Source organism: Paenibacillus sp. FSL E2-0178 (assembly GCF_038593005.1).
GTDB lineage: Bacteria > Bacillota > Bacilli > Paenibacillales > Paenibacillaceae > Paenibacillus_AQ > Paenibacillus_AQ phytohabitans.
In genome coordinates this window covers 2,787,626-2,810,414 of sequence record NZ_CP151953.1, presented here as the reverse complement: position 1 = coordinate 2,810,414, position 22,789 = coordinate 2,787,626, and the positions used below count along the sequence as shown (strand labels likewise).

The window sequence follows — 22,789 nt, the reverse complement described above, 5'->3', positions numbered from 1 at the left end:
AAAATCAAGGTTATCCGCCAACATCGGCGCTAAAATGAGACTGTAAACGCATTCAGCAAAAGGGGATGAGAGAGATGAAGGCAACACTTTCAAGAAAACTAGGCACGGCGCTTCTGGCAGGCACGCTGCTCATTTCGGCAGGCTGCAGCAGCAATACGGGCAATAACGCCGGGAATGCTGCGAACGGGAATACCAGCGGAAATGATACAGCTCCGGTCACCTTTACTTTTTTTGGTGCCGATGCCAGTCCGAACTGGAACAAGATGCAGGATGATATCGGCAAAGAGATTACCGCCAAGACAGGGGTTACCCTGAATGCGGAATTCGATGTCGGCAGCGGCGGCGGTCAGGACAAAATCTCCATGATGGCAGCCAGCGGGGATTATCCCGAACTCATCTATGCCAAAGGCGAGCTGGGCAAGCTGGTGGATGCGGAAGCCGTCCTTGATCTGACCGATCTGATCGACAAATACGCGCCTAATATCAAAAAAGTAATGGGCGATAACATGAACCGGATGAAATACAGTAACGACAACCAGGCCATTTACTCGATCCCGACCAATGTCGGTGTGGATAACCAGAATTTTGATGCAACCAACGGCTTTCAGATTCAGCACCGCGTATTGAAGGAGCTTGGCTATCCGGAGGTCAGAACGTTGCAGGATTATGAGAATGTGCTTAAGGAATATGCGGCCAAGCATCCGACCACGGACGGGCAGCCGACCATCCCGATGACGGTGAACGCGGACGGCTGGAAGGTTATGATTACCGTCACCAATCAGGGGGATGTCACTACAGGCGGAACCAATGATGGCGAATATTATGTGAATCCGGAAACGTACGAGACGATGCTGCATTATAAGAAACCGGAGGAGAAGGAGTACTTCCGCTGGCTGAACCATATGTATAATGAAGGGCTGCTCGATAAGGACTCTTTTGTCCAAAAAGATGATCAATACAAAGCCAAAATCGCCAGCGGCCGGGTGCTGGGTCTCACTTCTGTAGAATGGGAGTATCAGGATGCGGAGAATGCCCTCAAAGCGGCCGGCAAAGATGAGTATACGTATGCGCATTTCCCGGTGACGCTGAATGAGGAGTATAAGGATCATGCGATGCAGTCAGTAGGCGTGGACGGCTATGGCATCAGTATCACCACAGCCTGCAAGGATCCGGTCCGCGCAATTAAATTCCTGGACTGGCTATCCTCGGAAGAAGGCCAGGTGCTGAGAAACTGGGGCATCGAAGGCAAACAATACAATGTGGACAATGGACAACGTGTCATTCCTGCTGATATTCTCGATCAGAAGGTTAACGATGCCGCGAACTTCACCAAGAATACAGGGATTGGCTTATATTCCATCCTGGGTGTCCGCTACGGTGACGGGGTGAAGGATTCCACGGATAATTACTATACTACGAATTTCCCGGAACAGATTCTGGCTGAATATTCGGATGCGGAGAAGGAAAGTCTGGCCGCTTATAAAGCGACAACCTGGAAGGATCTCTTCCCTGCGGAGGATGAATTCCCGGTCAAGGAGTGGGGCGCACTGTACAACATGCCGGTGCCAACCGATGGAGACTATCAGGTCATCTATCAAAAAACACAGGATATCGTCCACAAGCGCATACCGGAAGCCATCCTCGCCAGCACAGCCGATTTCGATACAATCTACGATGATTTCATTGCAGAGCTGAACAAAGCCGGTGCTGAGAAGATGGAGAAGGAATATACGGAGCTGGTAAAAGCTAGAGTGGAGCTGTTTACCGGGAAGGATGTTGAGTAGACGGAGGGGGAGGAAAGGAAGGGGAAGGAAGCTCTGCAGACTGCAGAGCTTTTTTGCCGTGATAATGGCGGATCAGCCCTTCGGAATATTGCGGTAACTGGAGGGCGAGAAGCCGGACATTTTCTTGAACAGCCGGGAGAAATAATAGGGATCGTTAATGCCTACGGCCGAGCTGACTTCCTTAATGCTGAGTTCGGTAAGATCGAGCAGATGACCTGCCCGCTGGATCTTGAGCCGCAGGAAATATTCAATCGGAGAGACTCCGGTTTCGGAATTAAACAAATAGATCAGATGCTGTTTCGATACCCCTACATGATTAGCCAGCTCAATGAGTGAAATGGAGCCGCCCATATGTCCATTCATGTATTGAACCGCCTGCTCCAGATAAGTTTCGCGTTTCTTCTCTTGTACGGATTTCCCGGCACTCAGGCCGATTCCGGAGAGCAGCTGCCTTACGGTCTGCGCAACATGTATATGTGTAGTCAGGGCATAAGTCCGTTCGGCCAGCATCTCAAAGGCAGGGACGAACCATTCAATTAAACGGGCTTTACCGCTTGGTGATAAGGAGAGGGGAGCATTAGATAAACCGAACAGCTGCACCAGTCTATTCGCGTGGCTTCCTTTGAAATGAAACCAGTAGATGCTCCAGGGGTTCTCCTGCATTGCTCCATACCTGTGTGCAGTTTCGGGAGGAATAATCATCATATCTCCCTGCTGGAGGTGCATGCGTTCTCCGTGATTCAGCTCGATCCAGCCCGCTCCGGCTTCGCAAAAGATAAAGATATGCGACGGGCTGCCTTCCAGGCGTTCCCTGAAATGATACTGGGCGTTAGGGAAATAGCCGATGTCCGTAATAAACAAGGAAGCAGTCAGCTCCTCCTGTTCCAGCTCCTTCATCCAGTATTCCGGAAGCACATATAGCTTCTCCTCGACAAACCCTTCAGGCTTGCGAATATGGTCATGACTCATTTCTGCTGCCCCCCTAATAAATACTATATAGATTGAATGAACTAGAGGTTTTATAAATGGGAAAAAGTGACGGAGGAAAAGTTTGGAACTGTAGGAGCGATAGCGACCGCCTTTGTCACCGGATTTCAACCGCGAAAAGCGGCAATAATCAAGAAATCTGGTGACAACAGCGGCCGGAAGTCCAAACATTTTTCGCAGTCGCGACCCTTGCCCATTAGAAATAAAGTAGTGTTCAATCTATATAGAATAAGAATATAATCCATCACTTCCCGCATTTCGTCAATTGGAACCTTCCCCGGCAGACGCTAAAGTATAACTATCAAGATTAGGGAGGCAGTTTAAGCATGAAGCAAGAAGCTGTAGAGCATACATTGGAGGCGGCTCCAGCCGGGTCTGGCGGAATCCAAGTTCAGGTATGGGAGACAAGTGTGTTGATTCCTACGTATGAGGCGGGAGAAGCTGACCCCAATCCTATGTTTCTGGAGAAAAGAGTCTATCAGGGAAGCTCAGGCCGCGTGTATCCTCACCCGGTAATCGAGTCCATCTCGGATGTGAAGGCCGATAAAAACTACAAGCTGGTGATCCTGGAGAATGAATACGTCCGGATTGAAATTATGCCGGAGATCGGCGGCAGAATCTACCGGGCACTCGACAAGACCAATAATTACGACTTCGTCTACTATAACCGGGTCATCAAGCCGGCACTTGTTGGCCTGGCCGGACCGTGGATTTCCGGGGGGATTGAATTCAACTGGCCGCAGCATCACCGCCCGAATACCTTCGGTCCGGTAGAATACCGGTATGAGCAAACCGAAGGTGGAAGCGCTACAGTATGGGTCAGTGAAATTGACCGGATGTACGGCACCAAGGTTACCGCCGCCTTCAAGCTGTATCCGGGCAAAGCTTATCTGGAGATTAACGCACAGTTATACAACCGGACATCTGAGCCGCAGACCTTCCTGTGGTGGGCGAATCCGGCGGTGGCGGTCAACGACCATACGCAATCGGTGTTTCCTCCGGATGTAACTGCCGTATTCGACCATGGCAAGCGCGATGTATCCCGTTTCCCGATCGCGACCGGCACCTATTACAAGCAGAATTATTCGGAAGGTGTAGATATTTCCCGTTACAAGAATATCCCGGTTCCGACTTCTTATATGGCTTATAAATCCGATTATAATTTCGTCGGCGGCTATGATCACGGCGTAGAAGCTGGGCTGCTGCATGTGGCGAATCATCATGTTTCGCCCGGCAAGAAGCAATGGACCTGGGGAAATGGAGAGTTCGGCCAGTCGTGGGACCGTCAGTTGACCGATGAGGATGGCCCGTACATTGAGCTTATGACTGGCGTATACACGGACAACCAGCCTGACTTTACCTGGCTGCAGCCTTATGAGGAGAAGACCTTCACGCAATATTTCATGCCTTACAAGCAAATTGGGGTCGTGAAAAATGCTTCAATTGACGCAGCTGTCAACTTGGAGATTGATGCTGAATCCGGTCAGGCCTTGGTTAAGGTGTATGCGACCTCAAAGCTGGAGCAGGCAGTCGTAGAACTGAGCGGGGCAGCCAACTGCTACCTGCGTGAGACGGTGGATGTGTCCCCGGTGGATGTGTATCAGACAGTTATAACACTGGAGAACGGTGAGCAGGAGCATGACTTGAAGCTGTCCGTCCGAAATGCGGAAGGCAGACTGCTTATCGCCTATCAGCCGAAACGCCCTGAGATTGAGCGTATTCCCGATGCTGCCAAGCCGCTCGCGGCGCCGGAAGAGCTGCGTTCAGCAGAGGAGCTGTATCTGGCAGGCCAGCATCTGGAGCAATACCGCCACGCTACGTTCGAGCCGGAAGCCTACTATCTGGAGGGCTTGAAGCGGGACAGCGGAGATATCCGGCTGAATGTGGCATATGGAATCCTGCTGCTGCGCCGCGGACTTTACAAGGACGGTGAGCAGCATTTCCGCAAAGCGATCGAGCGGTTGACCTGGCGGAACCCTAACCCTTATGACAGCGAGGCTTACTATCAGCTGGGTGCCGCACTTCGCGGCCAGAACCGTCTGAACGAAGCCTATACTGCTTTTCACAAATCAGTCTGGTCGGCAGCCTGGCAGGATGCAGGTTACTTCTCTCTGGCGCAAATTTCAAGTCACAAGGGAGAGTATGCGGAAGCGCTTGACCAGGCGGAACGTTCGCTGATCCGCAATTCGCGCAATTACAAAGCCCGTAATTTGAAGGCAGCTATGCTCCGCAAGCTTGGATTATTGGAGCAGGCCAAGGCATTCGCTATGGAAACAATGGGTCTGGATATCGCTGATTTCGGTGCCTATAACGAGCTGGCGCTGGCACTGCGTGCACTGGAAGACACTGCTGGTGCTGAAAAGGTTCTGTCCGAACTGCATCTGCTCATGCGCAGTGACGCACACAACTATCTTAATCTGATCTCAGACTATATGGACAGCGGCCTGCTGCCAGAAGCCATTGAGATTGGCGAAAGAGCTGTTCCTGCCGGAAGCTCCGTGTATCCGGTGCTGCATTACGCTCTTGGAGAGCTGTATGCACGTACGGGGCAGCTTCAGAAGGCGGAAGAGCAGCGCCGTGCCGGCCAGTCCGCAGCTCCAGCCTATTGCTTCCCTAACACTTTGTTCGAGCTGGCACTGCTGGAGAGCACCGTTGAGGCCAGTCCGGAAGATGACAAGGCGCATTACTATCTGGGCAACTTCTTTTATGATAAAAAACGCCCGGAGGAGGCTATCGCAAGCTGGGAGCGTTCACGGGAGCTTCGGGGGGATTACGCTACTGTTCACCGTAACTTGGGACTCGCCTATTTCAACAAGCAGGATAACCCGCAGGCGGCCATGGCTTCGCTTGAGCAGGCGTACGCCTGCTCACCGGAAGATGTGCGGATACTGTTTGAACTGGACCAGCTCCGCAAGAAGCTGGCCTGGACCTCAGCTGAGCGCCTCGCCATTCTTGAAACGAAGCGCGGCCAGGTGGAGCGGCGTGATGATCTTTTCGTCGAATATGTTACGCTGCTTAACAATCTTGAACGGTATGATGAAGCTCTCGCAGCCTTAAGCTCACGGAATTTCCACCCTTGGGAAGGCGGGGAAGGCAAAGTAACCGGACAATACAAGTTCGCCCATACGGAGCTTGGCAAACAGCATCTGCAGGCTGGACGTTACGGGGAAGCGGTTGCCCGCTTCAAGCAGGCTCTCGTCTATCCGCTGAATCTGGGTGAAGGCAAGCTGGAGGGTGCCCAGGAGAACAATATCTACTATTACCTCGGTATGGCCTACGAAGCTCTGCAGCAGAAACAAGAAGCCATCGCCAGTTATGCCATAGCTTCACAGGGACTGGATGAACCGGCAAGCGCGATGTTCTACAACGATCAGCCGCCGGAAATGATTTTCTACCAGGGACTGGCGTGGCTGAAGCTGCATAACGAGAAGGAAGCCAAACGCCGCTTCAATAAACTGATTGATTATGCGGAGAAGCATATTTTTGATGAGATCAAAATGGACTACTTTGCGGTGTCGCTGCCGGATTTCCTGGTGTTTGAGGATAACCTGGACCGCCGCAATGTGATTCACTGCCGGTATATGCGCGGACTGGGATTGCTTGGACTCGGACGTACCCTAGAAGCTGCTGAGGAGCTGGAAACGGCTCTATCTATGGAGCCTAATCATCAAGGTGCGATGATTCACCGCCGCTTATGTGTACAGAAGTGAAGGGTCAGATCGGGTTGAAATACACAGGAGAGAGGACGTGGATATCTTGATCAAAGAAGGACGTTACACTACAAGACTGGAAGAGGGCTGGAAGTTCCAGCCCGGCCCTGTAACCCGGGGCGAGCAGGAAGGATGGCAGACTTCAGGCTTGCCGTCCCCGGTTACGGTCTCCGTTCCGCATACCTGGAATGTACAGGAGGGCCTCGAGGATTACCGCGGGGCAGGCTGGTATGAACAAATGTTAACAGTCCCTGAAGAGTGGAAGGACTGCCGGATACGGCTTTCCTTTGAAGGGGCTTACCGCGATACGGATATCTGGGTGAATGGCGTAAAGGCAGGCAGACACTACAATTCCGGCTATACCCCATTTGAAGCGGAGCTGACTCCGTATATTCATGCGGGAGGCGGGAACCGGCTTGTGATTCGAGTGGACAACAGCAACAGTGACGTGGCGTTGCCCCAGGGCAACAGCTTTGACTGGGCGGATGACGGCGGGCTGATCCGGCCGGTAACGCTTGTCGTCACAGGATTGGCGTCCATTCAGCAGCTCAAGGTGGAACCGCTGGTCATCTTCGCTGACCAAGGCGGAAATACAAGCGGCAGACTATCCGCCGCTATTAAGCTTTGCGAACCATCAGCCGACGCGCTTAGTGCAGACATTGCCGTCTACCGCAATGAAGTGCGGATTTGGCAGGGGACAGAAGAAATCACAGGCGGGGCCTTATCCTGGAGCTTCACAGACATCCTGCTGCCGGAGGTTGATTTGTGGCATTTTGACCATCCAGACTTGTATGAGCTTGAGATTGTACTGCGCACAGGGGATCAGGTCCAGGACCGGGTAGTCCGCCCGTTTGGTTTCCGGGAGATAGTCGTGAAGGGACATGAGCTGTGGCTGAACCGCGAACCGGTCCGGCTGATGGGTGTGGAGTGGATGCCTGGCTCGAATCCGGCGACTGGAATGGCCGAGAAGCAGGCAGATCTGATTGCGATGCTTGAGCGGTTGAAGGAAGCGAATTGTGTCATTACACGATTCCACTGGCAGCAGGGAAATGATTTTCTGGACTGGTGTGACCGCAATGGCCTGCTGGTTCAGGAGGAAATTCCGCATTGGCAGCAGCCGGCAGAGCCGGGAAAGGAGACCTTCGCGCTTGCCCTGTCTCAAGCCAGGGAGATGATTGGCAGTCATGCGCATCATCCCTGTATCTTTGCCTGGGGAATGGGGAATGAGCTGGATGGCCAGTCTGCAGTGACCCTGCATTATATGGAGCAGCTGAAGGCGGAGCTTCTGCAGCTGGACCCGAGCCGGCTGATCAATTATGTAAGCAACAGTGTTCTTTATCAGCCTGACAGGGATGCCACTGGTGCGGGTGATCTGCTCATGTGGAACGAATATATAGGAACGTGGCATGGCGATTTGGATGAGCATAAGGTCATCCGGCAGATTATTGCCGATTATCCTGATAAGCCCATTGTTGTGGCTGAATATGGGCTTTGTGAACCGGTGTTTGAAGGCGGGGACGCCAGAAGAACCCGGTTGCTTATCGAAAAAACAGAAATCTACCGCAAGTATCCCCAGTTCGCGGCGTTGATCTTCTTCAGCCTAAATGATTACCGCACGCAAATGGGTGAAGAGGGTGAAGGGAAGCTGAAGCAGCGGATCCATGGTTCTGTAGACATTTATAACCGGGTGAAGCCGTCGTTTGCTGCCTTGCGTGAGATTTCTTCACCGCTCATGCTGGTAGAGTTACCAGTCTGGCACGACGGAGCGCTTGAGGTAACCCTGACATGCCGGAAGGATATTCCCAGCTATGCCGTGCGGGATTATTATTTAACGGTGTCCTCAGCAGGCGAGGAAGGAACCAGATTAGTCATTCCAGATATGCAGCCGGGAGATATCCTGACCTTGAACCTCCCTGTGCAACCAGCGCCCGGACAGCAGCAAGTGCTTACCGTGTATCGGCCGAACGGGTACAGTGTCATAGAGCAGCAATTGAACAAAGGAGAGTCAGACCTTTATGAAGAACTACCCGATCAAAGTAAACGATGATAAAAAGAATATATTCTCAGGTCATATTAAGCTTGGCGGCGTGAACCCTTCCGGGGACCGGATCAGCTTTACGAACTATTATATGGAGAAGAACGGGGAGCCGTATTACGGTGTGTGCGGTGAATTCCATTTCTCCCGGTATGATGAAGCCTACTGGGAAGATGAGATTATTAAGATGAAGATGGGTGGCGTTAACATCGTCACGACTTATATTTTCTGGAATTTGCATGAAGAAATCGAAGGCATATATGAATGGGCAGGCAATAAAGACTTGCGCCGGTTCATTCAGCTATGTGATAAGCATGATCTGTACGTCATGATCCGTATCGGCCCTTTCTGTCATGGGGAAATGCGAAACGGCGGGATGCCGGATTGGCTGTTCGGCCGCCCGTTCGAGGTCCGCTCCAATGAAGAAGGGTATCTGGCCTATGTGCGGAGGCTGTATGCGGAAATCGGTTTGCAGGTGCAGGGCTTGCTGTACAAAGAGGGAGGGCCGATTATTGGCACCCAAATCGAGAATGAGCATAATCACTCTTCGGCACAGTGGGGCCTGACGACCGGCATCAATAATATGTGGCTGAATGGCGGCAGTGACGGTAACGAACATATGCTGCTGCTGAGAGATCTGGCGATTGAGGCAGGAATCGATACGCCTATTTATACATGTACAGGCTGGGGCGGTGCTACGACACCAGTACCGGATATGCTTCCATTATGGGGCGGATATGCGTATTGGCCGTGGATTTACTATGAGACGGACCGCTTCGACGGGATTAAGGAGCATCCGGCAACGCCGGAGTATATTTTCCGCGACAAACATAATAACGACCTTCCGAAGAGCTACAATTTCGAGCCCTTCTACCAGCCGGAGGACTATCCGTATGCCTGCTGTGAGATGGGCGGCGGGATGGTCCAGTTCTATAAATACCGGTTCGAATTTCCGTATAACAGCGTTCCCGCCATGTCTGTCATGAAGACGGCGGAGGGCTGCAATATGCTCGGATACTATATGTACCACGGAGGTAGCAATCCTAAGGGAAAGGTGAATCCGTTCACGAACGATCTGGCGACACCGAAGATTTCCTATGATTTCAATGCGATGATTGGTGAATTCGGACAAGTGCGCGAATCGTACAAGCGGACGAAGCTGCAGCATTATTTGTTCACCGGGTTCCAGAATCAGTTCGCTTGGACCAAGACGATTCTGCCGGGTGACACCTCGGAGAATGATCCGTACGATGTGAGTGAATTACGCTATGCCATCCGTTCACATGAAGGCTCCGGCTTCCTGTTCCTGAATAATTTCCAGGATCATGTGGAGAATCATGATTTGCAGGATATGAACGTCAGCATTGAGCTTCCCGGTGAGACGATTACGATTCCGGCTCAAGGAGAGCTGACGCTGGGCAGCGGGAGCTTTGTAATTATGCCGTATAACTTCGATCTGGCCGGTATCACGCTGAAATATGCAACCGCGCAGCTGATTACGAAGCTGGACGTGGAAGATACTGAGTATTACTTCTTCTTTGTGCCTGAGGGCATGAAGGGCAGTTATGCGCTGCAATCGGACGATGTGGCGGGTATTGAGACCGAAGTCGGTCATACCAGGCAGCTTGGGGATATGACGATCATTGAAGTGGAAGAGCAGACTTCGGGCATCGTGCGTCTTGTGTCTGCTGCAGGCAAGAAAGTTGTCATCTACACTATGACGGATAAGCAAAGCTTAGGGTTCTGGAGAACCGAAATCCGCGGCAAGCAGCGTGTCTTGTTCACGGACGCGAATCTGTTGGTATCCAGGGACGAGATCAAGCTGGAGCTGACGGACCGGGAAGAAGTCACGCTGAGCGTGTTCCCTGATTTTGAAGCAGGTTTAGGTTCGGTATCGGGCGGAGAGCTGGTGGAAGTATCAAAGGACGGTTTATTCACAACCTACAAACTGCTCGCACCGAAGACAGAAATTGCTTTTACATGGACGAAGGTCAAGGATGAACGGGCGGTTCTTGAATTCGCATCCGGCTCTCTGGATGGTGTCAAAGAAGCCTTGCTGCAAATTGATTATGCCGGAGATATCGGCTATGCCTTCATTGACGGTGATCTCATTAATGATAACTTCTGCAACAATACGACTTGGGAAATCGGACTTAAGCGGTTTGAAGAGCGGCTGGTTGACAAGGGGATGTATCTCTATGCATCACCGATCCGCAAAGGGACTGTCGTGAATAGTAATACGACGATGGCAGGCTGGAATGAGAGCGCTGCTGAGCTGATTGCCGATATAACTTCGGTCCGCGCTGTGCCTGTGTATGAGCTTGTAATTAGAACGGAATAAGACGCGAATCCCCAAATTAGGAGTGATAATAATGAATTCAGTCATTCAAAAGTTACCGCGCAAACTGACCATCACCATGTGGGATTTCTCCTGGTACACGATGACCCTGCCCGGCGAGCCTTACCACGATTTGGCCGCACGCTTCCAGGAAGCAGTGGATAGAGGCTACAATACGGTCCGGATCTGTGCGATGCCGTTCTTATTGTTCACGGCGGAAGGTAAACGGCCGGGACCGCTGCATTTCGGCAGCCTGGGAGAAGTCGGGCAGCGGACACGCTGGTATAATTGCCGGGGCGGTGCCGAGCTGGACGGGCATGCCCACCTGCTGGAGCTGTTCAGGCAGGCCAAGGCACATGGCGTCTACATCATGCTGTCTTCCTGGGAATATCAGCAGAGTCCGAGCTTCCTGGCGTATCCCGCGCTGCGCGACGAACTGGCCGCTATCGCTCCTAGGGAACGATTTATGGCAATCGCCAGCTCCATGGATCAGCTCATCCGGCTGGTTAAAGAAGAAGGCTTCGCCAGTCAGATCGTCTATGCCGAGCTGCATAACGAGGTGGAATTCGGCCAGCTTACCGCTGTCGGCGTGGAGCAGGGGATCGGAGAGACGGATACGCCTAAGCTGGTAGAAGCGATGCAGCCTTACATAGAAGAAGCGGTGGATTATCTCCGGGCGCAGCATCCCGACATTCTAATAACGGCCAGCTATACGCTGAATGAAGCCTATCCGAAGGCTTATGTGGCCCGCAATATGCAGGTCGCCCATTATCATCTCTATATTAAAGGCGTATTAAATGAACTCATGGATGCAGCCGGATTAAATGATGAACAAATGTCATTTCCGAACGCCTTTGTCCGGTCTTTATTAAGAGAGGATGCACCTCCCTTTGAGAAGTGGACACTGCCGGCAGGGCAGGAATGGCGGATGGAGGGCAATCCGGTCGGGATGAAGCTCATCTACCTGCATGACTGGGCCGATCCGGACCGGTGGGACCTCTACTTATACGACCGTTACGGTGCCCATAAGCTGGCTATGCTGCAAAAGGCGGATATGCGCCTGGAAGAAGCTCATGAGTGGGCGGCGCATTCCGGCATACCGGTCGTTATCGGTGAAGGTTATGTCGGTTATACCCCGCTGCATGCAGGTTTCGAGGAAGGACCGGTCGGCAAATTCATTGCCGAGTATTCGCTGCGCAAAGGTATGGCGCTGGGCTTCTGGGGAATGACGCTATGCTCCAACTGTGCACCGCATCATCCATTCTGGAACGACATCGCCTGGCAGCAGAAGTGGAACCGGTTCATTCTTGAGGCGGAATAGCTGCAGCATACGGGCAGCCCTGCCTTGCCTGCTACGGTATTGCAATCTTACGGACAGCCTGTCACTGGCAGGGCAATTTGCTCCATGGTATATTGGGTGTACTAAACAACGGTCCGTTCCAGTATGGATAACAGGAGGGAGACTAGATGTTGGAGCATTCCTGCCGGAAGTCAGCTGACCTTCCTTACTCTATATATCTGAAGCGGATTTATGAGCCGGCGGCTCCGGAGGACGGGTACCGGATACTGGTGGACAGGCTATGGCCGCGGGGAATTACTAAGCAGCAGGCTGCCATAGACGAGTGGATGAAGGAGCTTGCTCCAAGCCCCGGGCTGCGTCAATGGTTCGGCCATATACCAGAGCGGTTTGCGGCATTCAGTGACAGCTATATCCGGGAGCTGGAGGAAGATCCGGCGCGGGGAAGACTTGCTGCGGAAATCGCAGAATTGGCGCTGGCGCAGGACGTTACACTGGTATACGCCGCGAAGGACCCTATACACAATCATGCGCAGGTACTATATAAATGGCTGCTTTCCCATCAATAAGCACACGGACCGCCCCGAATCTTTAATGATTTGGAAGGCGGTCCGTGTGCTTTTTGGTATACCGGGTTCATGGGCTGCGTACTAGACCCGCTATCTATCTGCTGCTCAATTGAAGGGCCGGTCCGAAGAACTCGTAATGAATCTGCTCGTCCTTCATCCCGAGTGCCCGCAGCTCTCCGATCATCGCTTCCATGAAAGGAACAGGGCCGCATACGTAAGCATCTCCGGTAACATCTACATAGCTCTTGAGGATTTCGCCGGTGATGACGCCATCCGGGCCGCCGGAGTAGAAGAATCTGGTCTTGACGCTGCTCATGGCAGCCGCATGTCTGTCGATGTCCCGGCGGAAGGCGGCAAGCGCCTCGTTCCGCGCGGAATGGAGGAATACCGCCGGCCGGTCCGGTGTTACTGCGGCAACAGCCTCGAACATGCTCATCATGGGGGTAATACCCACGCCGCCGGAGATGAACGCTACAGGTGTGGTTTTGGTTACATCAAGCAGAAATTCGCCTGCCGGAGCGCTGACTTCAACAATGTCTCCTTCGTTCACCTGGTTATGAAGATAGACGGAAACCACACCATTCGGATCATTCGTCTCTTCACGTTTCACGGAAATACGGAATTCATCTGCCCGGGGAGCCTGCGACAGGCTGTATTGGCGGATCATGGTGTATTGCTCTCCAGGAATCAGCACACGGATAGAGATGTACTGACCCGGCTTGTAATCCGGTACGCCTAAGCCGTCCGCCGGCTTCAGATAGAACGATGTAATACTGCCGCTTTCCTGAACCTTACGCACAACGGTAAAAGGCTTGAAGAAGTTCCAGCCATTGTCCTGTTCGCGCGTTTCCTTGTACATGCTGTCTTCGACGCCGATAAAAGCGCCTGCAATAACTCCGTATGCTTCTTCCCAGGCTGTAAGAATCTCATCCGTAGCTGTTTCGCCCAGCACTTCCTTGATCGCCTTCAGCAGGAATTCCCCGACAATCGGATAATGCTCCGGCTTGATGCCGAGGCTGACATGCTTGTGTGCGATCTGGACTACCGCCGGCAGAATATTCTCAAGATTATCTATGTGGACTGCTGCTGCGTAGACCGCATTGGCCAGTGCCGCCTGCTGACGGCCTTGCGCCTGGTTGGCATGGTTAAATACATTCAGCAGTTCCGGGTGGGCTTCGAACAAATTCCGGTAGAAAACTGTTGTTATAGTGGTGCCGTGTTCCGCCAGGACTGGCGCTGTGGATTTGACAATGTCACGAGTTTGTTGTGATAAAATAACGGTCATCCCCTCTCAATGTATACATGATGAATGCGGGCGTTACGCCTCCGCGAACAGAAGAGATTCCTCATCCCGGCTATGAACCGCATTCACTACCAGCAGCGCGTGGAACTGGTGAAGCACACCGGGAGTGAGACCTTCTTCTGCCAGCATTACTTTGACATCCTGAACTATAATCCGCAGTAAGTCATGATCACGTGCAAGCCGCAGAACTGCGTCTTGCAAACCGGGATGCTTCCCGGCCATCTCCTGATAGAATCCGTCTTCCTCCGCATCGGCGTGGCTGATAATCCGCGTCTCCCAGTACTCGATTAAATGCTCAGCGGCCTGGTGCGCCACTTCGAATTCCTTCGCTTCCAGCAGTTCCTCCATTTCTTCCGTCTTGGCTGCAGCACCGGAGAGCCCGCCCTGATGAATAGCCTGGTGAGCGTGCAATTGGCGCAGTGAGGGTCCTGGCATGTTGCTTCATCCTCCCGTTTTTGTGTCAGTATAACACAGAGATGTGTAGTGTAATTCCCGCTAAGGCATTCCCCGGACAAGAAAGAGGGAAGTCCCTAACAGGCCCCTTGACGGGTACAATAAACGGCCAGAACAAAGCTTTTCTCCTCAGCGGGAAAGGCTTATTTGCATTGGATTCAGATCGAGGGAATTCCCGAGGTTCAATAGGTGTTTCCCTAATGGGAAGCAGGGCCGGGGAGATCCATAATGGACTTAACTGAATAGATTTTGAAGGGAGTGTTCCTGAGCGATGAAGAAGAAATTCGGCCTTAACTTTTTTAAACCGGTGGAGAGCTATTCCGGGAACTGGTCCATTCTTGAAGAGAAAAACAGGGATTGGGAGAATATGTACCGCCAGCGCTGGTCTCACGATAAAGTAGTGCGCACCACTCACGGAGTCAACTGTACAGGCTCCTGCAGCTGGAAGGTGTTCGTGAAGAACGGAATCATCACCTGGGAGAACCAGCAGATTGACTATCCTTCCTGCGGGCCGGACATGCCGGAATTTGAGCCGCGCGGCTGTCCCCGCGGAGCTACCTTCTCCTGGTACGAATACAGCCCGCTGCGCGTGAAATACCCGTATATCAGAGGGAAGCTGTGGCGGCTGTGGCAGACGGCGCTGAAGGAGCATGACAATTATGTCGACGCCTGGGCCAGCATTGTTGAAGACCCTGAGAAGGCAAGCCAGTACAAGAAAGCGCGCGGGAAAGGCGGCCATATCCGTGTGGCCTGGGACGACGCGCTGCGGCTTATCTCCGCACAGCTGATCTATACAATCCGTAAATACGGCCCCGACCGGATCGCCGGCTTCACCCCGATTCCGGCTATGTCGATGGTCAGCTACGCCTCGGGGGCGCGGTTCATCTCCCTCCTCGGCGGTCAAATGCTGAGCTTCTATGACTGGTATGCCGATCTTCCTCCGGCTTCGCCGCAGATCTGGGGGGAGCAGACGGATGTGCCGGAATCTTCGGACTGGTACAACGCCGGGTACCTGATGATGTGGGGCTCTAATGTACCGCTAACCCGGACGCCGGATGCCCACTTTATGACGGAAGTACGCTATAAGGGAACCAAAGTCGTGTCGGTCGCGCCGGATCTCGCCGAGAACGTCAAATTCGCCGACAACTGGCTGGCTCCGAATCCAGGCTCGGACGCGGCGCTTGCCCAGGCCATGACGCATGTCATCCTGCAGGAGTTCTACCAGGAACGCCAGGAGCCGATGTTCCTGAATTATGCGAAGCAATATACAGATATGCCGTTCCTGATTCTGCTTGACCCTCATGAGGATGCCCTGAAGGGCGGACGTTTCCTGCGGGCGAGTGATCTAGGAGATACCTCCCCGCACTCGGAGTGGAAGCCGGTCATCTTCGACGAAGCAGCGGGTGAGATGATGGTTCCGAACGGTACGATGGGGCAGCGCTGGGAAGAGGGCAAGAAGTGGAACCTGATTCTCGAGCGGGAGGACGGCCGTAAAGTGCAGCCCGCGCTGACCATCGAAGGGCACGGGGAAGAGTGGACGGAAATCGTGTTCCCGTTCTTCGATAATGCGGGCAACGGCACGTTCAGACGGATGATTCCGGCCCGGACCATACGGCTCGCCGACGGCACAGAACGTTACGCCGCCACAGTCTACGATCTGATGATGAGCCAGTATGGCGTGGCGCGCAGAGAGAGTCCGCTGAATGCCAAGGGGTATGAGGACGCCGGATCTCATTACACTCCGGCCTGGCAAGAGAAGATTACGACAGTGAAGGCGAGTGTCGTCGTGCAGATCGCCCGCGAATTCGCCCAGAATTCGCTGGATACGGGTGGGCGCTCCATGATCATCATGGGCGCAGGGATCAACCACTGGTTCAACAGTGATACCATCTACCGTTCCATTCTGAATCTGGTGGTGCTGACCGCCTCCCAGGGTGTCAACGGCGGCGGCTGGGCGCATTATGTCGGCCAGGAGAAATGCCGCCCGATTGAAGGCTGGTCAACGGTTGCCTTTGCCAAGGACTGGCAGGGTCCGGCACGCCAGCAGAACGCGACATCCTTCTTCTACTTTGCCACAGAGCAATGGCGTTATGAGGAGAGCGGCACCGATTCGCTGAAATCGCCGACGGGCGGGGAGGTAGCTTACCAGCATCCGGCGGACTATAACGTGCTGGCTGCACGTCTCGGCTGGCTGCCTTCCTTCCCGCAATTTAACAAGAACAGTCTGCTGTTTGCCGAGGAGGCTGCGCAGCAGGGCAAGAAGACGAATGCAGAGATTATCAGCCACACCGTGGAAGAGATCACCTCGCGGAAAACACGGTTTGCCGTGGAAGATCCCGGCGCACCGGAGAACTTCCCCCGCTCCCTGTTCATCTGGCGCTCGAACCTGATCTCCAGCTCTGCCAAAGGGCAGGAATACTTCATGAAGCATCTGCTTGGAGCCTCCGATGGTCTCCTGGCCGAGCCGAATGAAGAGCAGAAGCCGGAGGAGATTGTCTGGCGCGGGGATGTGGAAGGTAAGCTGGATCTGATGGTAGCCCTGGATTTCCGGATGACCACCACACCGCTCTATGCGGATGTCGTGCTGCCGGCCGCAACGTGGTATGAGAAGACTGACCTGTCCTCCACTGACATGCATCCGTTTGTGCATCCGTTCAATCCGGCCGTGAATCCGCTATGGGAATCCCGTTCCGACTGGGATATCTACCGCCAATTGTCAGAGGTATTCTCCGAGATGGCGAAGTCGCAGCTTCCTGGCGTCTATAAGGATGTTGTAATGTCACCGCTGGGCCATGACTCCATCAGCGAAATTTCGCAGCCGATGGGCCTGGTCAAAGACTGGGCCAAGGGCGAAGTCCCGGCCATCCCGGGTACAACCATGCCGAACTTCACGATTGTGGAGCGGGATTACACCCAGATTCATGACAAATACACCTCACTCGGACCGAATCTGGCAACCGGCAAGGCAGGCGCGCACGGCATCAGCTTCTCTGTCGCTGAAGAATATGAGGAGCTCAAGAAGATCAGCGGCGTGCATTACGATGAATCGATTAAGAACGGACTGCCGAAGCTGCTAACCGCCCGTCAGGCCGCAGATACCATTCTTCATCTGTCATCAGCCACCAACGGCCGCGTATCCCAGAAGGCTTATGCTGCAGCGGAGAAGGATTCAGGTGTAGAGCTGAAGGATATCTCGGCAGACCGGGCAGCCGAGAAAATTACGTTCCAGAGCATTACCGCACAGCCGCGCGAAGTGATTCCGACCCCGGTATTCAGCGGCTCGAACAAGCAGGGACGGCGTTATTCCCCGTTCACCACGAATATTGAACGTCTCGTTCCGTTCCGGACCCTGACGGGAAGACAGCATTTCTACATTGACCATGAGATCTTCCAGCAGTTCGGCGAAGCGCTGCCGGTCTACAAGCCGACGCTGCCTCCGATGGTCTTCGGCCCGCGTGACAAGGCAGTGAAGGGCGGAACCGATGCCCTGGTTCTGAGATATCTGACACCGCACGGGAAATGGAACATCCATTCAACCTATCAGGATAACCAGCACATGCTGACATTGTTCCGGGGCGGTCCAACGGTGTGGATCAATAATGAGGATGCTGCGGCCCATCAGATTGCTGATAATGACTGGCTCGAGGTCTATAACCGCAACGGTGTCGTAACGGCACGCGCGGTAGTCAGCCACCGGATGCCGAGAGGTACCATGTTCATGTACCACGCCCAGGACAAGCACATTCAGGTGCCGGGTTCTGAAATTACGGATACGCGCGGCGGAAGCCACAATGCGCCTACCCGGATTCATCTGAAGCCTACCCAGATGGTCGGCGGATATGCACAGCTCAGCTACGGCTTCAACTACTATGGTCCGATCGGCAACCAGCGTGATGTCTACGTAGCCGTCCGCAAAATGAAGGAGGTCAACTGGCTTGAAAATTAAAGCGCAAGTGGCAATGGTAATGAACCTGGATAAATGCATCGGCTGCCACACCTGCAGCGTGACCTGCAAGACGACCTGGACGAACCGCAAGGGTGCGGAATATATGTGGTTCAATAACGTGGAGACGAAGCCCGGTATCGGTTATCCGAAACGCTGGGAGGACCAGGAGCTCTACAAGGGCGGCTGGCAGCTGCGCAAGGGGAAGCTTGAGCTGAAGTCCGGCAATAAGCTGTCCAAGATCGCACTCGGCAAAATCTTCTACAACCCCGACATGCCGGAGATGAAGGATTATTATGAGCCGTGGACGTACAACTACGAGCATCTGACGAATGCGGGGGAACAAAAGCATTCCCCGGTGGCGCGGGCCCATTCCGCTGTAACCGGCGAGAAGATGGATCTGGAATGGGGACCGAACTGGGAGGATGATCTGGCGGGAGCCCATGTAACCGGCCCGCTGGACCCGAATATCCAGAAGATCGAAGAAGAAATCAAATTCAACTTCGAGAAATCGTTCATGATCTATCTGCCGCGCCTCTGTGAGCACTGCCTGAATCCAAGCTGTGTCGCCTCCTGTCCTTCCGGTGCGATGTACAAGCGGGATGAGGACGGCATTGTCCTCGTGGATCAGGAAGCCTGCCGGGGCTGGAGATACTGCATGACCGGCTGTCCGTATAAGAAAGTGTATTTCAACTGGCAGACCAACAAAGCAGAGAAGTGCACCTTCTGCTTCCCGCGCGTGGAAGCCGGGCTGCCTACAGTATGCTCCGAGACCTGTACCGGCCGGATCCGCTATCTCGGGGTGCTGCTGTACGACGCCGACAAGGTTCTGGAGGCGGCATCCACGCCGGACGAGAAGGATTTATACAAGGCGCAATGTGATTTGTTCCTGAACCCGCATGATCCGGAGATTATGGCGCAGGCGAGAAAAGACGGCATTTCCGAGGACTGGCTGGAAGCCGCCCAGAACTCGCCGGTCTATAAGCTGGCGATTGAGCACAAGCTGGCCTTCCCGCTTCACCCGGAATACCGCACACTGCCTATGGTGTGGTATGTACCGCCGCTTAGCCCGATTATGAATTATTTCGAAGGCAAGGATTCGCTGAAGAATCCCGATATGATCTTCCCGGCCATCGAAGAGATGCGTACGCCGATCCAGTATCTGGCGAACATGCTGACGGCCGGCGACACGGAGACTGTGAAGGAAGCCCTGCAGCGGATGGCGATGATGCGCTCCTATATGCGCGCCCAGTTCACCGGCCGGGAATTTGATCTTACCCGTCTGGACCGTGTCGGCATGACCGCACAGCAGACTGAGGAAATGTACCGGCTGCTCGCGATTGCCAAATATGAAGACCGTTTCGTCATCCCGACCTCCCACAAGGAGCAGCACATGAATCCTTACCGTGCCCAAGGCTCGGCAGGTTACGGAAGCGGGATGGGAGACATGGGCTCCGGCTCCGGCTGTGACGGCTGCGGACCGGCCAGCCCTTCCGGCGACACCATGAAGACCGGCAAGGAAATGTATGAAGAGAATTTCTACGGGGGGATTTGGCGTGATTGATCTGATCAAACTGCATGATTACAAGGAATCCTTCGGTTATTTCGCCCTGCAGTTGATGTATCCGGAGAAGCTGGACTTTCATCCGGATTTTCTGGAAGAGGCGTTTGACAGCACTCATCCGGGTTATGCCCACGTGCATGCCTATTGGAAGCAAATGCAGAGCTTCAGCCTGGATGAGATTCAGGAGAGCTATGCGGCCACCTTTGATTTTCAGAAGGACTGCGCGCTGTATATGACCTATTTCAAATTCGAGGAGGCCAAGGAACGGGGGCAGATGCTCGCCAAGCTGAAGCTTCTGTACGAAATGTTCGGCCTTGCCATGCCGGAGGGGGAGCTGCCTGATTATTTACCGCTGATGTGTGAATTTATATATGCCGCGCAGTGGCTGGAGGTCCCGGGAGCGCCGGAGAATTTCCGGATGCTGATGGCGATTCTTGAGGACGGCACCTACCATCTGCTCAAGGCGCTGGAGCGGAATGAAAGTCCCTATTACCATCTGGTTAAGGGGTTGCGCGAAACCTTCAAAGCTTGTGTTGAACAGGAGGCCCTGAGTCAATGAATATGTCAGGTCAGTTTTTATGGGTCATTTTCCCCTATATGTGTCTGGTGGTCTTTATCGGCGGCCATATCTTCCGTTACCGTAAGGATCAATTCAACTGGACAGCCAAATCGAGTGAATTTATTGAAAAGAAACAGCTGAAATTCGGCAGCATTCTATTCCATCTCGGCATTATGCCGGTTATTCTTGGCCATATCGGCGGGCTCGCTGTCCCGAAATCGTGGCTGGAGGCCGTCGGCGTGAGTGATCATCTCTACCACATCGGCGCGGTATATATCGGGGGGATCTTCGGCGCAGCTACCCTGCTCGGAATGCTGATCCTGACCTCGCGGCGCTTTACGCTGAAGAACGTCCGCCGGCTCAGCAGCGCATCGGACCTGATCGTCAACTCCCTCCTCCTGTTCATCGTGTTTATGGGGATGTACTCCACGATTGTAACGAATGCCGTACAGCCTGAGTTTGATTACCGTGATACGATTTCTGTCTGGTTCCGCGGTTTATTCATGTTCCGGCCGGACCCGTCGCTGATGGGTGAGGTGCCGTTTTCCTTCAAGCTTCACATTCTGTCAGGGTTTGCGATCTTTGCCTTCTGGCCGTTCACCCGGCTCGTCCATGTATGGAGTGTTCCGTTGAATTATGTAGGCAGAAGTTATATCCTATACAGAAGAAATAAATCGAATTAACGGAAAGAGCCGGGTGAATTTCTTTCCCTGTTCAAATGAGGAGAGAAACGATGAACAATAAGGTGGATTACCAAATCGAGCTTGACCGGATGCGCATAGCTTTGGGATATGACTTCATGTCGCTGGCTTTTGCTGAACCGGCGGAATATGACTATGTCATCCGGTGGAAATACGCCTCAGGGAACACAACGGACCGTTACAAACGGATTGTCCTTCAATCCGGCAGAGGGATTGCAGGCATCGTGTTCAAGACCGGCAAGCCTTTCTTAATCCCGTCTGTGCAGACAGATGTGCAGCCGGACACCTTATTCAACTATCCCATTACCAAGATGGAGAATCTGAGCAGCATCGGGGCTGTGCCGGTGTGGAATGATGCCCGTGTCGCAGGCGTGCTTCTTGGCGGTTTCAGGGGCGAACGGCAGGTAAGCCCTGACATGCTGGGGGACCTGGACAGGGCAGCGCGTAAGGGGATTGGAGACTTGAACGGAAAGGAATTGTTGCTCAGTTGATGACACCCGGAACGGATCTGCAGAGTCTGCTCATGACGAAGCTGTTTGAGAACAGCTCGGAGGCGATGTTCTTTTTTGACCGGCAAGGGAAAGCCCTGGCCATGAATCCGGCTGCCGAGAACATCGTGGACAAGGATATTCTGAAGCAGCTGTATCAGGGGAATCCTGAGGCGCTTTGCGGGACCTGCCGGGGATACACGAGTGAGACGGAGCTCCGTACCTGCCTCAATTGTTATTTTCATACACCGGACTCCGAGGAGTTCACCTCATACCAGGTATATCTGGAGACGAAGGATAAGGGGGTTGTCCCTTATGCGGCCACCTTTCACACCATAGATGACGAGAAGGGTATCAGAGTATTTATGCTTAGGGATCTGACCAGACAGTTCAAGACGCAAGAGAAGTTCTACCAGAACAAAATGATGAAGCATATCATTGAGGCGCAGGAGAATGAACGCAAGCGGATCTCCCGGGAACTGCATGACAGCGTGGCCCAGGAGCTGATGAGTGCCGTGATTGATCTGCGTGTGCTGAAATATATGACAGCGGATGAGCAGCTGCTGAAGAAGATGAAGCAGACCGAGGTCTCCATGACCCGGCTCCTGAATGATATCCGCAACCTTTCGGTAGAGCTTAGGCCGGCTGCCCTGGATGATTTCGGCCTGGAAGCCGCATTCCGGTCACACTTCAAGCGGGTGGAGCAAACCTATGGCCTGGTGATTGATTATGAGTCCCGGCTCTCCGAGAAACGGTATGGGAGTGAGATCGAAACCGTCATGTACCGTGTGTGCCAGGAAGCTGTGCTGAACGCCCTGAAGTATGCGCAGGTTGACTGTGTTAAAGTTTCCCTTACCGAAAAGGACGGCGTACTGCTGCTTCGGGTAGAGGATAAGGGAACCGGCTTTAATCAGGGTGACGAGCCGGATGGAACCGGACTTGGCCTGTTTGGCATGCAGGAGCGGGCGGAGCTGGTGGGCGGCACCTTCAGCGTAGATTCAGAGATAGGCAGGGGTACGGTGATTATTTTACAGGTGCCTGTATGATTTGCGCGAGGA

At 53.5% G+C, this 22,789-nt stretch carries 15 protein-coding genes; 12 read left to right on the top strand and 3 right to left on the bottom strand.

Annotated elements, in window-relative coordinates; translation table 11 throughout:
- The first annotated feature begins 74 nt into the window (after positions 1-74).
- Positions 75-1,784: an ABC transporter substrate-binding protein gene (locus MHI42_RS12290; RefSeq protein WP_342423954.1), complete on the top strand. Its 1,710-nt coding sequence runs from the start codon at positions 75-77 to the stop codon at positions 1,782-1,784.
- A 72-nt stretch (positions 1,785-1,856) separates the two neighbouring features.
- Here the strand turns inward: MHI42_RS12290 and MHI42_RS12285 are convergent, their stop codons facing one another.
- Positions 1,857-2,753 (bottom strand): AraC family transcriptional regulator, encoded by an 897-nt coding sequence (locus MHI42_RS12285; RefSeq protein ID WP_342423953.1) that lies wholly within the window; start codon positions 2,751-2,753, stop codon positions 1,857-1,859.
- Positions 2,754-3,097: 344 nt separating this feature from the next.
- Between MHI42_RS12285 and MHI42_RS12280 the strand changes: the two genes are divergently transcribed.
- The 5 genes from MHI42_RS12280 (at position 3,098) to MHI42_RS12260 (ending at position 12,720) form a co-directional block, all read left to right on the top strand.
- Complete coding sequence (locus tag MHI42_RS12280; protein WP_342423952.1) at positions 3,098-6,481, top strand: DUF5107 domain-containing protein; 3,384 nt, start codon at positions 3,098-3,100, stop codon at positions 6,479-6,481.
- Between the two features lie 37 nt (positions 6,482-6,518).
- Positions 6,519-8,528: a sugar-binding domain-containing protein gene (locus MHI42_RS12275; RefSeq protein WP_342423951.1), complete on the top strand. Its 2,010-nt coding sequence runs from the start codon at positions 6,519-6,521 to the stop codon at positions 8,526-8,528.
- The gene (locus tag MHI42_RS12270) at positions 8,497-10,857 is read left to right on the top strand and encodes a beta-galactosidase (protein ID WP_342423950.1); all 2,361 of its coding nucleotides are present in this window, start codon (positions 8,497-8,499) and stop codon (positions 10,855-10,857) included. Before MHI42_RS12275 ends, MHI42_RS12270 begins: the two co-directional genes overlap by 32 nt.
- A gap of 31 nt (positions 10,858-10,888) precedes the next feature.
- Positions 10,889-12,175, top strand: a complete 1,287-nt coding sequence (locus tag MHI42_RS12265; RefSeq protein WP_342423949.1) for a cellulase-like family protein — start codon at positions 10,889-10,891, stop codon at positions 12,173-12,175.
- A gap of 146 nt (positions 12,176-12,321) precedes the next feature.
- Positions 12,322-12,720 carry a DUF488 family protein gene (locus MHI42_RS12260; RefSeq protein ID WP_342423948.1) on the top strand — a complete coding sequence of 133 codons (399 nt, stop codon included), beginning with the start codon at positions 12,322-12,324 and terminating at the stop codon, positions 12,718-12,720.
- 94 nt (positions 12,721-12,814) lie between these two features.
- Here MHI42_RS12260 and hmpA read toward each other — a convergent pair whose 3' ends face one another.
- Both hmpA and MHI42_RS12250 read right to left on the bottom strand, forming a co-directional pair.
- Positions 12,815-13,996, bottom strand: a complete 1,182-nt coding sequence (hmpA, locus tag MHI42_RS12255) for an NO-inducible flavohemoprotein (protein ID WP_342424731.1) — start codon at positions 13,994-13,996, stop codon at positions 12,815-12,817.
- A gap of 42 nt (positions 13,997-14,038) precedes the next feature.
- Complete coding sequence (locus MHI42_RS12250) at positions 14,039-14,458, bottom strand: hypothetical protein (RefSeq protein WP_342423947.1); 420 nt, start codon at positions 14,456-14,458, stop codon at positions 14,039-14,041.
- A 289-nt stretch (positions 14,459-14,747) separates the two neighbouring features.
- Between MHI42_RS12250 and MHI42_RS12245 the strand changes: the two genes are divergently transcribed.
- Genes MHI42_RS12245 through MHI42_RS12220 form a run of 6 tightly spaced genes read left to right on the top strand, consistent with a single transcriptional unit; the run spans position 14,748 to position 22,777 of the window.
- Positions 14,748-18,422 (top strand): nitrate reductase subunit alpha, encoded by a 3,675-nt coding sequence (locus MHI42_RS12245; protein WP_342423946.1) that lies wholly within the window; start codon positions 14,748-14,750, stop codon positions 18,420-18,422.
- Positions 18,412-19,983, top strand: coding sequence for a nitrate reductase subunit beta (gene narH, locus MHI42_RS12240; RefSeq protein ID WP_342423945.1), 1,572 nt, complete (start codon positions 18,412-18,414; stop codon positions 19,981-19,983). The genes MHI42_RS12245 and narH overlap by 11 nt, the downstream gene beginning before the upstream one ends.
- Positions 19,976-20,542, top strand: coding sequence for a nitrate reductase molybdenum cofactor assembly chaperone (gene narJ / locus MHI42_RS12235; RefSeq protein ID WP_342424730.1), 567 nt, complete (start codon positions 19,976-19,978; stop codon positions 20,540-20,542). Before narH ends, narJ begins: the two co-directional genes overlap by 8 nt.
- Positions 20,539-21,225, top strand: coding sequence for a respiratory nitrate reductase subunit gamma (narI, locus tag MHI42_RS12230; RefSeq protein ID WP_042134707.1), 687 nt, complete (start codon positions 20,539-20,541; stop codon positions 21,223-21,225). Before narJ ends, narI begins: the two co-directional genes overlap by 4 nt.
- Positions 21,226-21,275: 50 nt before the next feature.
- Positions 21,276-21,734 (top strand): GAF domain-containing protein, encoded by a 459-nt coding sequence (locus MHI42_RS12225; RefSeq protein WP_042134708.1) that lies wholly within the window; start codon positions 21,276-21,278, stop codon positions 21,732-21,734.
- Positions 21,734-22,777 carry a sensor histidine kinase gene (locus tag MHI42_RS12220; protein ID WP_342424729.1) on the top strand — a complete coding sequence of 348 codons (1,044 nt, stop codon included), beginning with the start codon at positions 21,734-21,736 and terminating at the stop codon, positions 22,775-22,777. The genes MHI42_RS12225 and MHI42_RS12220 overlap by 1 nt, the downstream gene beginning before the upstream one ends.
- Positions 22,778-22,789 lie beyond the last annotated feature (12 nt).